The organism is Ruegeria sp. HKCCD6157 (assembly GCF_013110685.1).
GTDB lineage: Bacteria > Pseudomonadota > Alphaproteobacteria > Rhodobacterales > Rhodobacteraceae > Ruegeria.
Genome location: NZ_WVRB01000001.1, coordinates 551,691 through 565,777, shown reverse-complemented (window position 1 = coordinate 565,777; position 14,087 = coordinate 551,691). Strand labels below are relative to the sequence as shown.

At 60.4% G+C, this 14,087-nt stretch carries 13 protein-coding genes and 1 tRNA gene; 11 read left to right on the top strand and 3 right to left on the bottom strand.

The annotated features are described in order from the left end of the window. Positions 1–24 precede the first annotated feature (24 nt). The 9 genes from GS612_RS02545 (at position 25) to speB (ending at position 9,701) form a co-directional block, all read left to right on the top strand. Complete coding sequence (locus GS612_RS02545; protein ID WP_171638989.1) at positions 25–318, top strand: bacterioferritin-associated ferredoxin; 294 nt, start codon at positions 25–27, stop codon at positions 316–318. Beyond that, positions 266–751: a bacterioferritin gene (gene bfr / locus GS612_RS02540; protein WP_171638988.1), complete on the top strand. Its 486-nt coding sequence runs from the start codon at positions 266–268 to the stop codon at positions 749–751. Before GS612_RS02545 ends, bfr begins: the two co-directional genes overlap by 53 nt. After that, a complete protein-coding gene (locus GS612_RS02535; RefSeq protein ID WP_171638987.1) occupies positions 711–2,258 on the top strand; it encodes a di-heme oxidoredictase family protein in 1,548 nt (515 codons plus the stop codon). The genes bfr and GS612_RS02535 overlap by 41 nt, the downstream gene beginning before the upstream one ends. Before the next feature lie 3 nt (positions 2,259–2,261). Then, complete coding sequence (locus tag GS612_RS02530; protein ID WP_171638986.1) at positions 2,262–3,272, top strand: imelysin family protein; 1,011 nt, start codon at positions 2,262–2,264, stop codon at positions 3,270–3,272. A 2-nt stretch (positions 3,273–3,274) separates the two neighbouring features. After that, positions 3,275–4,360: a DUF1513 domain-containing protein gene (locus GS612_RS02525; protein ID WP_171638985.1), complete on the top strand. Its 1,086-nt coding sequence runs from the start codon at positions 3,275–3,277 to the stop codon at positions 4,358–4,360. Between the two features lie 101 nt (positions 4,361–4,461). Beyond that, positions 4,462–6,351 carry a biosynthetic arginine decarboxylase gene (speA, locus tag GS612_RS02520; protein ID WP_171638984.1) on the top strand — a complete coding sequence of 630 codons (1,890 nt, stop codon included), beginning with the start codon at positions 4,462–4,464 and terminating at the stop codon, positions 6,349–6,351. A 24-nt stretch (positions 6,352–6,375) separates the two neighbouring features. Continuing rightward, positions 6,376–7,587 carry a saccharopine dehydrogenase family protein gene (locus tag GS612_RS02515; protein ID WP_171638983.1) on the top strand — a complete coding sequence of 404 codons (1,212 nt, stop codon included), beginning with the start codon at positions 6,376–6,378 and terminating at the stop codon, positions 7,585–7,587. 105 nt (positions 7,588–7,692) lie between these two features. Further along, the gene (nspC, locus tag GS612_RS02510) at positions 7,693–8,862 is read left to right on the top strand and encodes a carboxynorspermidine decarboxylase (protein ID WP_171638982.1); all 1,170 of its coding nucleotides are present in this window, start codon (positions 7,693–7,695) and stop codon (positions 8,860–8,862) included. Continuing rightward, a complete protein-coding gene (speB, locus tag GS612_RS02505) occupies positions 8,859–9,701 on the top strand; it encodes an agmatinase (RefSeq protein ID WP_171638981.1) in 843 nt (280 codons plus the stop codon). The genes nspC and speB overlap by 4 nt, the downstream gene beginning before the upstream one ends. A gap of 39 nt (positions 9,702–9,740) precedes the next feature. On the opposite strand, the gene GS612_RS02500 is transcribed toward speB, so the two are convergent. Further along, positions 9,741–10,343 (bottom strand): HD domain-containing protein, encoded by a 603-nt coding sequence (locus tag GS612_RS02500; protein WP_171638980.1) that lies wholly within the window; start codon positions 10,341–10,343, stop codon positions 9,741–9,743. Positions 10,344–10,444: 101 nt separating this feature from the next. Between GS612_RS02500 and GS612_RS02495 the strand changes: the two genes are divergently transcribed. Continuing rightward, positions 10,445–11,278 carry a LysR family transcriptional regulator gene (locus tag GS612_RS02495; protein ID WP_171638979.1) on the top strand — a complete coding sequence of 278 codons (834 nt, stop codon included), beginning with the start codon at positions 10,445–10,447 and terminating at the stop codon, positions 11,276–11,278. Between the two features lie 3 nt (positions 11,279–11,281). Here the strand turns inward: GS612_RS02495 and lptF are convergent, their stop codons facing one another. Continuing rightward, on the bottom strand, positions 11,282–12,421 hold the full coding sequence (gene lptF, locus GS612_RS02490; protein WP_171638978.1) for an LPS export ABC transporter permease LptF: 1,140 nt from the start codon (positions 12,419–12,421) through the stop codon (positions 11,282–11,284). A gap of 218 nt (positions 12,422–12,639) precedes the next feature. Between lptF and GS612_RS02485 the strand changes: the two genes are divergently transcribed. Continuing rightward, complete coding sequence (locus GS612_RS02485; protein ID WP_171638977.1) at positions 12,640–13,566, top strand: alpha/beta fold hydrolase; 927 nt, start codon at positions 12,640–12,642, stop codon at positions 13,564–13,566. 427 nt (positions 13,567–13,993) lie between these two features. On the opposite strand, the gene GS612_RS02480 is transcribed toward GS612_RS02485, so the two are convergent. After that, positions 13,994–14,069, bottom strand: a tRNA-Trp gene (locus GS612_RS02480). Positions 14,070–14,087: the final 18 nt, after the last annotated feature.

Sequence of the window (14,087 nt, the reverse complement as noted above, 5' to 3'; positions counted from 1 at the left end):
AGGCGGCGAAACGAGCCAAGACCAATGATTGTCTGCCACTGCACCAACATATCCGATCATGACATCCGTGCCGCCATCGACTGGATGCGCACGGCGGATCCGCGGACCATCATCACCCCCGGCAAAATCTACCATGCCCTTGGCAAATCGGCGGATTGCGGCGGGTGCATGCCGCTGTTCCTAGACACAATGCGGGCCAGTAGTAATCTGGAAGTCCCCATGCAACTCCGCACTTTGCGTGCCGGAGCAACACAGGAGAAGGCTGATGAAAGGCGATCCGAAGGTCATCGAATATCTGAACAAGTCTCTGCGGCATGAGCTGACTGCCGTCAGTCAATACTGGCTGCATTACCGCCTGCAAGAAGACTGGGGCCTTGGCCATATGGCCAAGAAAAGCCGCGAGGAAAGCATCGAAGAGATGGGCCACGCGGACAAGTTGATCGAACGGATCATCTTTTTGGAAGGTCACCCCAACCTTCAGAAACTGGACCCGTTGCGGATCGGTCAGACGCCGAAGGAAACGCTGGAATGCGACCTGGCGGCCGAGATCGACGCCAGGGCACTTTACAAGGAAGCGCGCGAATATTGTCGGGAGGCCGGCGACTTTGTCTCCATGTCGCTGTTCGAACAGTTGATGTCCGATGAAGAGAGTCACATCGACTTCCTCGAAACGCAGCTCGACCTGTATGAAAGGATCGGCGAAGCCAATTATGCGCAACTCAACGCATCGAAAATGGACGAAGGCGAATAGCCTTCTTGCCTTGTCGGTGGTCGCCCTGGCGGCCACCCCCTGCCTGTCAGCCGAGCTGCGGGACCTGCATCTGAAATTCACCCCCCGCACCGACGAGGAACGCGCCCGCATTGCGGCCGTGACCACGCCCCCGCAGGATTATGGCGTGTCGCAGCCGTTCGAAGAACTCTCTGCCGGGGCGGCGACTGTCCGGGTCCGCAACGACGCGGATGCGTTCTCGCAACCCTCGGGCAATCTGAGCTTCGAGCAGGAGCTGGATTTCAAGGTCGGCAACGGGTTGTTCAAGAAAATCTGGGTGTCGTCACCATCATCCACATTGGCCTCTGACGGGTTGGGGCCGTTGTACAACGCGCGATCCTGCCAGCGTTGCCATATCAAGGATGGGCGGGGGCACACACCCAACGGCCCTGATGACAACGCGGTCTCGATGTTCCTTCGGGTCTCGATCCCCGGTGCGCCGGAAGACGGGTATGCCGGGATCGAAGACTACATCGCCACCCGGCCCGAACCCAACTATGGCGGGCAGATGCAGGATTTCGCGCTTGCGGGACATCCGGCGGAATATCGGCTGGATATCTCTTACGAAGAAGTCCCTGTTGAGCTTTCTGACGGCGAAACCGCGTCACTGCGCCGCCCGACGTACAGGGCCGCTGATCTGGGCTATGGCCCGCTGCAACCGGATGCAATGCTGAGCCCGCGGGTCGCACCGCAGATGATCGGGCTTGGCCTGCTGGAGGCGATCCCGGTCGAAGACCTGCTGGCCAAGGCTGATCCCGATGACGTGGACGGGGATGGCATCTCGGGCCGCCCGAACATCGTCTGGTCTGTTGAATACGGCGCCCCGATGATGGGCCGGTTCGGGCACAAGGCAGGCATGCCGACGGTCATGGAGCAATCCGCCGCGGCCTTTGCCGGGGATATCGGTATTTCAAGCCCGCTTTACCCGGCACCTCAGGGGGACTGCACGGATTTGCAGGTGAACTGCGTCGAGGCCCCGCATGGCGACACCGATACCCGCGCGTTCGAGATCGATCAGCAGGGCATGGACCTGGTGGATTTCTACAGCCGCAATCTGGGCGTGCCCGGCCGCCGTGATGTCGACGACCCCGAGGTGCTGCGCGGCAAAGAGGTGTTTCACACGATCGGCTGCGCATCCTGTCATACTCCGGCCCATGTCACCCACCGGCTGGAAGATCGACCCGAGCACAGCTTTCAGCTGATCTGGCCCTATACCGACCTGCTGCTGCATGACATGGGCGAAGGTCTGGCGGATCACCGCCCCGAGGCCCGCGCGACGGGGCGCGAATGGCGGACGCCGCCTTTGTGGGGCATAGGTCTGACCGAACGCGTCTCGGGCCACACGCAGTTTCTGCATGACGGGCGGGCACGCAATCTGCTCGAGGCGATCCTGTGGCACGGCGGCGAAGCCCAGGCAGCGCGCGATGCGGTTGTGTCGATGCCGAAAACTGACCGCGACGCCCTGATCCGTTTTCTGGAGAGCCTCTGACCCATGCGTATTCTTACCTTTGTTGCCGCGTTGATGATGCCGCTTGCCGCACAGGCGCAGGACCGCGCACCGATTCTGATGGACGTTGCCGAGACACATATCCTACCCAGGTTCGACAAGCTGCCGGAAACGACCGGGGCTCTGGTCAGTGCTTCGCGGGTGGATTGCGATCCGACCTCACCTGCGTTGCGCGCGGCTTATGATGCGGCCTTCGACAGCTGGATTTTCGCCAGTCACCTGCGGTTCGGTCCGACCGAGGTCGATGATCGTGCGTTTGCCATGGCGTTCTGGCCCGACACGAAAGGGTTCACCACCAAAGCCCTGTCCCAGCATATCGCAACCGAGGATGACGCCGTGCAAGACCCGGAAGCCTATGCCGAGACATCCATAGCGGGGCGCGGGTTCTTTGCGCTCGAACGGATACTGTTCGATCCCGCCTTTGCAGAGCAGGGCAATGCGGATTACCGCTGTGCGCTGATTCAGGCGATCGCGGCGGATATTGATGCCAACGCGCGGGCGATGGCCGATGACTGGCAAAGCTATGCCCCCAGCCTGACCCGGCCCGGCGAGAACGGCCGCTACCGAACGCAGGACGAAGCGATGCAGGAATTGTTCAAGGCTTTGTCCACGGGTCTTGAATTCACGGCCGACACTCGGCTTGGTCGCCCGTTGGGCACGTTCGACCGCCCGCGCCCGAACCGCGCCGAAGCGTGGCGGTCGAAGCGATCCTTGCGCCATGTCGAACTTTCGCTGATGGCCCTTCGTGATCTTGCATCGCGGTTGGCCTTTGATCATCCCGATATCGCCGCGGATCTGGATGCTGCTTTTGCGCGCGCCATCGAGAATGCCGAGGCCATTGACGACCCGGCGCTGGCGGGCGTTTCGGATCCGCAGGCCCGGTTCCGTATCGAGGCCCTGCAACAGTCCATCCACGATATTCGCGCCATTGCGTCGACTGAACTTGGCCCGGCGCTGGGCATCAGCGCAGGCTTCAATTCTCTGGACGGGGACTGACCATGACATCGCGCCGCCGTTTTCTTGCAGGGCTTGCTGCAACCTCTCTGCCTCCGATCCATGGATGGGCCTCGGTGGGAAGGCCGGAGTTTCTGGCCGCAGGGCTGTTTCCGGATGGTTCGTATCGACTGGCCGGGCTGGATGCACAGGGAACGCTCCTGTTTTCCGTGCCCCTGCCCGCGCGCGGTCATGCGGCGGCGGCACATCCGGTCAAGGCACAGGCCGTGGCCTTTGCGCGCCGTCCGGGCACCTTTGCCGTGGTGATTGATTGCGTGACGGGATCACCGATCGCGCGGCTGACGGCGCCGGAAGGCCGGCATTTTTATGGTCACGGTACTTTTTCAGCCGATGGCGCGATTTTCTTTGCCACCGAAAACGATTTCGAAGCCGGAGAAGGTATCATAGGCGTCTGGGACGCCGAAACCTTTGCGCGCTTGGGTGAATTCCCCTCCGGCGGCGTCGGGCCGCATGACATGCGGTTGATGCCGGGTGGGAAAACGCTTGTGATTGCCAATGGCGGGATCGAAACCCATCCCGAAACCGGGCGCACGAAGCTGAACCTGCCGACGATGAAGCCCAACCTGACCTACCTTTCCATGTCGGGCCTGGTTCAGGAACAGGTGTCGCTGGCGCCTGCGCTCCATAAGAACTCGATCCGCCATCTGGCGGTCCGTCGCGACGGGCTGGTGGGCTTTGCGATGCAGTGGCAGGGCAGCAAGGCCGAACATCCGCCCTTGCTGGGCCTGCACCGTCAGGGGGAAACCCCGCACCTTCTGTCAGCGCCTGAGCAGGATCAGAGCACGCTGCAAGGCTATGCCGGCAGCATCGCGTTTTCGGCGGATGGTGCAACCGTTGCCATCACCTGTCCGCGCGGCAATGCGCTGCATCGGTTCGACGTGGCCAGTGGCACATTCAGCGATGCGTTCGAGCTTGAGGATGTCTGCGGGCTTGGATCGGGCCCGAACGGCTTGGTTTTCACCACCGGAACCGGTGTGTTCGGCGCGTTGGCCACTGCGCACCCCGTGATCCGGACCCGCGCGAAGTGCCAGTGGGACAATCATCTGGTCCCGATCACCCCAGCGGCATGAAACTCGGATTTTTCCGTCACATAGTTTAGGCTTGGAAGAATCAAACAGCTGCCGTATTGGCGGGCGCGAAACTGGCACCCCTACGTTAAGGACCGACTTGATTGAAACAGACGCCCGACGCACCGCATTCCATCTACGGAGTTGAGAAATGGGGCAAAGGCCTCATCGAGGTGACGGAGCAGGGCGAAATCGGTCTGCGCAATCCCTTGGCTCCCGAGGTTGGCGCGATCAGCCTGCCCGGTATTCTCAGCGATCTGGACGACCGCGGCATCAAGGCCCCGATGGTTCTGCGCGTGTCTTCCTATCTGGAACACGAGATCGCCCATCTGAACGAAAGCTTCCGCGAAGCCATCGCCCGCGTCGGATACAGGGGCAGCTATCGCGGTGTGTTCCCGATCAAGGTGAACCAGCAGGCCCAGGTCGTCGACCGGATCGTCGAATTCGGCAAGAAGTACAACTATGGGCTCGAGGCCGGGTCCAAACCCGAACTGGTGATCGCGCTGGCACATCGGCTGGCCAGCGAAGCTCTGATCGTCTGCAACGGCGTCAAGGATGCCGAGTTCATCCAGCTGGCCATCCTGTCCCGCAAGATCGGGTTCAACACGGTGATCGTTCTTGAAAGCCCGAAAGAGGCTGACACGGTGATCGAAGTTTACGACCAGCTGGGCATTGAACCGCTTATTGGTGTGCGGGTCAAACTGACCAACCAGATCAGCGGCAAATGGGAAGAAAGCTCGGGCGACCGCTCGGCTTTCGGTATGAACACCGATCAACTGGTGGCCACGGTGGACAAGCTGCGCGACGCGGGCCTTCTGCATTGCCTGAAGTTGCAGCACTCGCATCTGGGCTCTCAGGTTCAGGACGTCAACGACGTGCGCCGCGCGGTGGGCGAGGCCTGCCGCTATTACACCGAACTGACGCGCGAGGGCGTGCCGCTGACCCATCTGGACCTCGGCGGTGGTATGGGGGTGGACTACACAGGCGAGAAGAAGGCGGCGGAGAACTCGATCAACTACACGGTCGAGGAATACTGCGCCAATGTGGTGGAAACCGTGGCCTATGCCATGGACGAGGCTGCGGTGGACCACCCGACGCTTGTCACCGAAAGCGGCCGCGCGGTGGTGGCGACGTCGTCGATGCTGGTGTTCAACGTGCTGGAAAGCACGCTCTATGATGCGCCCAACGGCCCCGAGGTTGAAGCCGACGATCACCACATGGTTTCAGACCTTGCCGCGGTGCACGGCTATCTCAGCAAAGACCGTCTTCAGGAATGCTGGAACGACGCCACCTTCTATCGCAACGAGTTGCGCGCCCTGTTCCGCCGTGGGTATGTAGACCTGCGCCAGATGGCCCGGGCCGAACGGATCTACCTGTCGCTGATGGCCCGCCTCAAGGCGCTGGTGGCCAGTGACGATCTGGAAACCGACGTGGACGACCAGCTTGAGAAAGTGGCCGATATCTACCACTGCAACTTTTCTCTGTTCCAGTCCTTGCCAGACGTCTGGGCCATTGACCAACTGCATCCGATCGTGCCCTTGCAGGGCCTGAACCAGACACCCGACCGCCGCGCAGTCCTGTCCGACATCACCTGCGACAGCGACGGCAAGATCGACCGGTTCATCCTGGCCGACGGTGTTTCACCCAGTCTGCCGGTGCATACCCTGCCCGAAAATGATGATTATTTCATGGGCGTCTTTTTCGTCGGCGCCTATCAGGAAACGCTGGGCGATCTGCATAACCTGTTCGGCGACACCAACGTCGTCACCATCGACCTGCGCGCTGACGGAGGGTTCGACCTGCTGCACGAACAAGAGGGCGATACGATCAGCCAGGTGCTGTCCTATGTCGAATTCGACCCCACCGACTGTGTCGCCGCCTTCCGCAAGATGGTGGACGAGGCGATCTCGACCGGTACTCTGAAAGCCAAGGACCGCAAAACCCTGATGAGCGCCTATCGCGACTCGATCAACGGCTACACCTATTACGAATAACCCCCTGTGAGAGGAGATTGCCCCATGGGAAAAACACTGGTTGTCGGCGCGGGCGGCGTATCCCACGCCGCGGTGCACAAGATGGCGATGAATTCGGACATCTTTACTGAAATCACTCTGGCCAGCCGGACCAAGTCGAAATGCGACGCCATCGCCAAATCGGTGAAAGAGCGCGTGGGCGTCGACATCGCCACCGCCGAACTTGACGCCTACAAGGTCGAAGACACGGTCAAGCTGATCAAGGAAACAGGCGCGGAAATCCTGGTGAACCTGGCCCTGCCCTATCAGGACCTGGTGTTGATGGACGCCTGCCTCGAGGCCGGGTGCCACTATCTCGACACTGCGAACTACGAGCCCGAGGACGAGGCCAAGTTCGAATACCATTGGCAATGGGCCTATCAGGACAGGTTCAAACAGGCCGGCCTGACGGCGATCCTCGGCTCGGGCTTCGATCCGGGTGTTACATCCGTCTTCGCCAAGTGGCTCAAGAAACACAAGCTGGACACGATCCGCCAGATCGACGTGCTTGACGCCAATGGCGGCCAGAACGATCAGGAATTCGCCACCAACTTCAACCCGGAAATCAACCTGCGCGAAGTTCTGGCTGAAGTGCGCCACTGGGAGAACGGCGAATGGAAGCACTCTCCCGCCATGACCCACAAGGTCGAGTTCGACTTCCCAGCCATCGGTCCCAAGAACATGTACCTGATGTATCACGAGGAGCTGGAATCGCTCAGCACCCATTTCCCCGAGATCGAGCGCGCCCGCTTCTGGATGACATTCGGAGATGCCTACATCACCCATGCCAAGGTGCTGGAAAACGTCGGCATGACCCGCATCGACCCGGTGGTGCATAACGGGGTCGAGATCATCCCGATCCAGTTCCTGAAAACCCTGCTGCCCGATCCCGGCGATCTGGGGGCGGAGACCAAGGGCAAGGCCTGCATCGGCGACATCGCCACGGGTCAGGCCAAGGACGGTTCGGGCGAAAAGACCTATTACATCTACAACATCTGCGACCACGAGGAATGCTATCGCGAAGTCGGCAGCCAGGCCGTCAGCTACACCACCGGCGTTCCCGCCATGATCGGCGCGGCACAGGTGCTGAAAGGCAACTGGCGCGAGCCGGGCGTGTGGAACATGGAACAGCTCGACCCGGATGATTTCATGGACATGCTCAACACCCACGGCCTTCCCTGGCAGGTCCACGAACTCGACGGCCCCGTCGACTTCTGATCCCTCGGGGCGGTCCGCGCGACCGCCCTGCTTCATCTGGCTAAAAATATCCCGGGGGTCCGGGGGCAGGGCCCCCGGCCTCTCCACCAATCGGAGACGCCGGACATGACTCAATTTATGCAGACACAGGCCGGAGATGCCGGCGCCTTCCGCCACTTCGACCTGACACGCGTGCCGTCACCCTGCTTCGTCGTCGACGAAAAGGCGGTGGAGCGGAACCTTGCGATTCTGGCCGATATCGGTGAGCGCTCTGGCGCGCATGTCCTGTCGGCGCTCAAGGCCTTCTCGATGTTCGCGCTGGCCCCTCTGGTGCGACAGTATCTCGGCGGCACCTGCGCCAGCGGCATCTACGAGGCCCGGCTGGGCCGCGAGGAATATGGCGGCGAGGTCGCGACCTTCTGCGCGGGCTACAAGGACACCGATATCGACGAAATCCTCGCACTGTCGGATCACATCATCTTCAACAGCCCCGCGCAGAAAGACCGCTTTCTCTCCAAGGCACAAGCCGCGGGGCGGCAGGTCGGGCTGCGCATCAACCCCGAGCATTCCGAAGGCGAGGTCGCGAAATACGACCCCTGCGCCCCGTGTTCACGCCTCGGCACCCCGGTCAGCCAATTGGACGCCAAGGCGCTGAAGGGTGTGGACGGGCTGCACATGCACACGCTCTGCGAACAGGGGTTCGAGCCGCTGGCGCGCACCTGGGCCGCGGTCGAACCGAAACTCGCCCCCTTCCTGAACGGCCTGAAATGGCTCAATTTCGGCGGCGGCCACCACATCACCCGCAGCGACTATGACCGCGACGGGCTGGTGGAGTTCATCAAGGCCATCCGCGCCAAATACGGCGTCGAGGTCTATCTGGAACCCGGCGAGGCGGTGGCACTGGATGCGGGCATCCTGGTGGGTGAAATCCTCGACCTGCCGCACAACGGCATGGATCTGGCAATCACCGACATCTCAGCCACCTGCCACATGCCCGACGTGATCGAAGCCCCCTACCGCCCCGCCCTGATGGATGAGGCCGAAACCGGCCACACCTATCGTCTGGGCGGCCCCTCGTGCCTGGCGGGCGACGTGATCGGCGACTACATCTGGGCGGAACCCCTGCGGATCGGGCAGCGTTTTGCCTTCCTCGATCAGGCGCATTACTCGATGGTCAAGACCAACACGTTCAACGGCGTGCCCCTGCCCACGATCGCGCTGTGGAACAGCGAAACCGACGCGCTGAAGATCATCAGGGAATTCGGCTACGACGACTTCAAAGAGAGGCTATCATGAGCATTTTCCTCGACAGCGAACTGACCGACGCCGAACGCAGCGAAGAGGCCCGGTTCCGTGTCATCCCGGTGCCGCTGGAGCGCACGGTCTCCTACGGCTCGGGCACGGCAAACGGCCCTGCCGCGATCATCGAGGCCAGCAACGAACTCGAACGCATCACCGGCCACGCCGAACCCTGCGTCGAAGGCATCTTCACCGAGCCTCCGCTGGATTGCGACGGCCCGCTGCCGGACGTCATGGAGCGCCTCGCCCAGCGCACCGAGGCCGCCGTCCGCGCCGGCAAGGTGCCGGTCACGCTGGGTGGTGAACACTCGCTCAGCTATGGCGCGGTCATGGGTGTGGCCCGTGCGCTAGGCCTGCCCGTCGGTATCGTGCAGATCGACGCCCATGCCGATCTGCGCAACGCCTATCAGGGCGAAAAACACTCGCACGCCTCGGTGATGCATCTGCTGGCCGAGGAAGGTATCCCACTGGCCCAGTTCGGCGTGCGCGCCTTTTCCACCGAGGAAGCAAAAAACCGTCTGAGGAACCGCGTCTTCCACGTGGATGCCGAAGAGTTGGTCACCGGCAACATCCATGCCGTCGACCTGCCCGAGGATTTCCCCGAACTGGTCTATGTCAGCTTTGACGTTGATGGGCTGGACCCGGCGCAGATGCCCGCGACAGGCACGCCTGTTCCGGGCGGGCTGGGATATTATCAGGCGCTTCGCCTCGTCGAACACGCCCTGAAGGGCCGACGCTGCGTTGGTTTCGACGTGGTCGAACTGGCCCCCGACGGCAATGCCGCCTGGGATTTCACCGCGGCGCAGATCGTCTATCGTCTGATGGCAAGCTGCTGAACAGTCAGGCGGGCCGGGCTGGCCCGCCTGATCCGGTTCCTAGCCGGTTTTGCCGTCATCGACGGTTTCGTTCAACTCCATATGGCCTTCGCCCCTGTTCAGGACGCGGCGCAACATGGGTTCGAAGAACTCCAGCGGCTTGGTCGGATAATTCGGGTCGAACGCCTTCTGATCGTATTCATGGCAGAAATAGCGACACTCTTCCCAATAAGGACTGTCGCGGTACTTGTCGCGCGCGTTGCGGTCGCCACCCAGGTGGTGGTTGTAGTAGTACCCCTGAAACACACAATGATGCTTGAGAATCCAATAGGTCTTCTCGCTGACGTAAGGCTTCATCATCGCCGCCGACAGCTCTCCGTGATTGTAGGGCGACAGAATATCGCCGGTATCGTGAATCAGCGCAGCCACCACCAGTTCTTCATCTGCACCGTCCTCGTAAGCACGTGTCGCGGCTTGCAGGCTGTGCTGGTAGCGGTTCACCGGATAGGGCGTCCATTCTTCGTCCAACGAGCGAATGGCATCGAGGATGCGGTCAGGCAGGGCTGCATTATACGCCTCTTCGTACTCCATCACGGCGTCCCAGTCGGCCTTGGTGGCTGTTTCGAAACTGGTCCAGGTGGGTTTGTGGCTTTTGTCCAGCATGGCTGATCCTTTGGCATGTGTCCTAAACGCAAGAGTAGTTCGAAACCAACCTCCAAAAAAATGAATTGATTTTATCACAATGATCAAAAAATACTTTCGACATGCAATTCAAAGCTCTGGAAACTTTTCTCTGCGTGGCCGAAGCCGGTGGCTTTCATGCCGCCGCCCGCAAGTTGAATGTGACACAGACCGCTGTCAGCGCGCGTATTCGCCTGATCGAGGAGGAAACCGGCAGGGCGCTGTTCACGCGCGGTGCCGGCGGAACGGCGCTGACCGAGTTCGGCCGGCAGTTCAAACCCTATGCGGAACAGATGTTGTCCCTTTGGGGCTTTGCATCGCGCGACCTGCCGGTACAGGCACAGAACCGCCCGGCGCTGCGGTTGGGCGGCCAGCTCAGCATCTGGGATCCGTTGCTGGTGGACCTGGCGGTTCGGTTTGAACAGCGCTTTGGCAAGTTGCTGTTGACGCTGAACTATGACCACGACCTGAACATGGTCGAAGCGGTGGCAACCCATGTGCTGGACGCGGCGATCACACATGAAAAGCCGGCGGACCGGCGTGTCACGTGGTACGCGCTTGAACCCGAGCTTTTGTCCCTGGTCCGGACGCCACAGGCTGACGGCACGGACGATGACATGATCTTCGTCAACCTTGAACTGGGCGAGGTCTATCAGGACCATGTCAGATCGGCTGCGCGACGGGCGTCGGGTCAGACAGTGTTTCTTGGCAATTGCATGATGGCGCTGCGATATATTCTGCACCGAGGCGGAAACGGCTATTTCCCCGATTACGTCATTTCCGAACATCTGGCCTCGGGTGCTCTGGAGCGGGTCGAGGACAGTATCAGCTTGCCGCTGCCCATGTATCTGGTCACCCGCGGTGATCGCGAGGAATTTGACGACATTCACAGCTGTTTGGTGGATCTTCGCGGCTAGAACTCAGGCCGGCGTCGGCATGATCTGGGACGCGCGCTGCCGTTTTCGCATCAGCGGCCGACCGGCAACAAGCAGGAAGAGGCCCGAGATCAGCACCCCTATGATTGCGGGAAGGTACAGCAGAAACCAAAGCTCCGGGTCATCGATCACCATTGGGGAAACAAACCCGCGCACACCTTCAAGCAGGACAAGAATGGTGAAGGCGCCCAATATCTGCGGCCACAATCCAAACCGGGAAAAACTTCCCAGCATCAGGGTTGAATACCCGGCCAGAGCCACGGCGATGCATATCGCGATCCACGAGAACCGCTGGTGCAGCTCTTCGATCAGCTTGCCTTGGCTGAACCCTTCCGTGGCTGAAACCTCATCCCGGTTGCGGATCAGGTCCGCCGTTGGAATAGCTTCGAGGCTGCGCCGGGCCATCGGATTTGTATTCGTCAGTTCCGAGATGTCGTAGGACGCGTCTTGGAACAGGGTCGATGACAACACTTTGCCTTCCTTGTTCAGGCGCAATGCAACCCCATCAACCATCACAAGGTGGATGCCGGCATCATTGTTGACCAGATAGGCGGTTACGCTTGAATAGCTGACCGCGTTTTCAGGATCGCGGCGGTCAGACAAGAACACTTCGCGCAGTGTGCCGTCCAGATCAATGTTGCCTATGTAAACCGTGACACCTTCGGCGGGGTGCAGAAACTCGCCTTCGTTCAGCAGTTGAGCCGTCACATCTCCGGCCACTTCAGCCTGCCGGATTTCCAGCTGTTCCACCGAGGCCGGGCGCAGGAACACGCTGATGATCGCCATCATCACCCCGGTAATCACACCGAACAGCAGCACCGCCCGGGCAAGCCGCCAAGGGCTGGATCCGGTGGCCAGCATAACCGTCAATTCACTTTCGCGGCTCAGGCGATTTGTGGCATAGACGGCGGCGGCAAACACCGCCATGGGCATGACCGTGCGGATCAAGGTCGGCAAAGTCAGCGCGGTGAATTCCAGAAAGACCATTGCCGACTGCCCACCGCTGATGACCCTGTCAAACAGGCTGACAGACCGGGTGATCCAGAACACACCGACAAGCACCAAGGTGAAAAAGCCAAACAGAATCAGCAACTGCCGCAGGAAATATCCATCAAAACGCGACATGGGGCCTCGTGCGTGTGTTCGTTTGCAGCGGACACTAGGGCATTAAGCCGGCAGAGGAAACAGGCATTGGACGTCAGGATGCCCCTGTATGCAACCTTGGCGCATACTGGCTTCATCGCACATCCCCGTTTTGGCATCAGAAGGGCCGGGAGATTACGCTTTGTGAAAACAGCGGCTCATGGCACATTTTACGGATTGATTAGAATGGAGTTTGAATAATGGCACTGTTTTTTTCCCGCCGCACCTATCACGCCCCGAAGAAAAAGTTCACGTTAAAGCCGGCGGCAAAGACCAGATATGTTCACATCACCCAGCAAAGCCCCGGTGGAAAAATTCGTAAGGGAAGTATTGTCAAAAAAGCCAAATGGCTGGATCTCGTGCGACAGGAGGGCGGGGATTCGGCCGTCCTGATCTATGTTCACGGGTTCAACACCAGCCAGAAGGACATGCTGGACCGGCTGGGAAAAATAGAAACCAATCTCAGGGGCAACGGGTATCAGGGCGCGGTCGTTGCCTTTGACTGGCCCAGCGACGGATCGGTGCACACCTACGACTCGGACCGCTCCGATGCCAAGGCGGTGGCACCGCATCTGGTGGGGGACGGAATCTTGCCGCTGTTGGGAATGTCGCCACGCCCCAAGGTGCATCTGATCGCTCATTCCATGGGGGCGTTGGTGGTACTGCGCGCATTCTCGGACTTCGGGGATTCGGCCGGGCCCGGCAACAAGATATGGTCGGCGGATCAGGTCATGTTTGCGTCAGCGGACATCGATTCAGAATGGCTGGAAAAGGGCGCATGGGGTGATCTGGTCCTGAAAAAACGGTGCAAGCGATTCACCAATTACTACAGCCGGAAAGACAAAGTGCTGGCCCTGGCCGGCGGGATTGTTCACGGCGGTCGGCGTCGCGCCGGTCGTGTCGGGATGCCGAAGCTGACCTCGAAAGGTCATTGGGATATTTTCTGTGACCACCAATATCAACGAGACGTCCCCAAAGGACAGCGCAAGATGATGAAGTCGCATCGCTGGTGGTTCGACAGCGGCGGGTTTTATGAGGACCTCGCCCTGACGATCGACGGCCATCCGGCAAAAACGATGCCGACCCGGCACAAGACAAATATCGGGGATCTGGCGCTGCTGGCCTGACCGACCGGCCGCCACACGCCTTTCTCTGGTGCAAAGTCCGATTTTTAGGGTTCTGCTCAAGTACCGCCTTTGGGCAGATTCTCTGCACGTTCTGACGGCGTCACTATGCGTTGCTGACCAGAAACGGAAAGGGCGCGCTCGACCACAAGCGCGCCCCAGTCACAAGGGAGAAACTGAAAACCTGCGTTCTGTGCAGAACCTGAACGCCAACTCTTTGACATCCTCAGATAACCAGACTTCCCGATGTCAGTCAGTGACGCTGTTCACACTCTGGGCCGGAATTTTTTGATTGCAAATAGGGTTTGGTTGCACTGCGGCTCACTATGCCTGCATGCGTCCTGATTGCCGGTTCGCCCCTGCCATAGTCGAAAGCCGCGCGCGCTGGAAACGCGCCAAGCACGATTGCCGATTGGTGTTTTTATGCGGATGGCAGGGGCAGCAGGGTTCGAACCCGCGACCTACGGTTTTGGAGACCGTCGCTCTACCAACTGAGCTATACCCCTGTGGTGAGCCCCAGATAT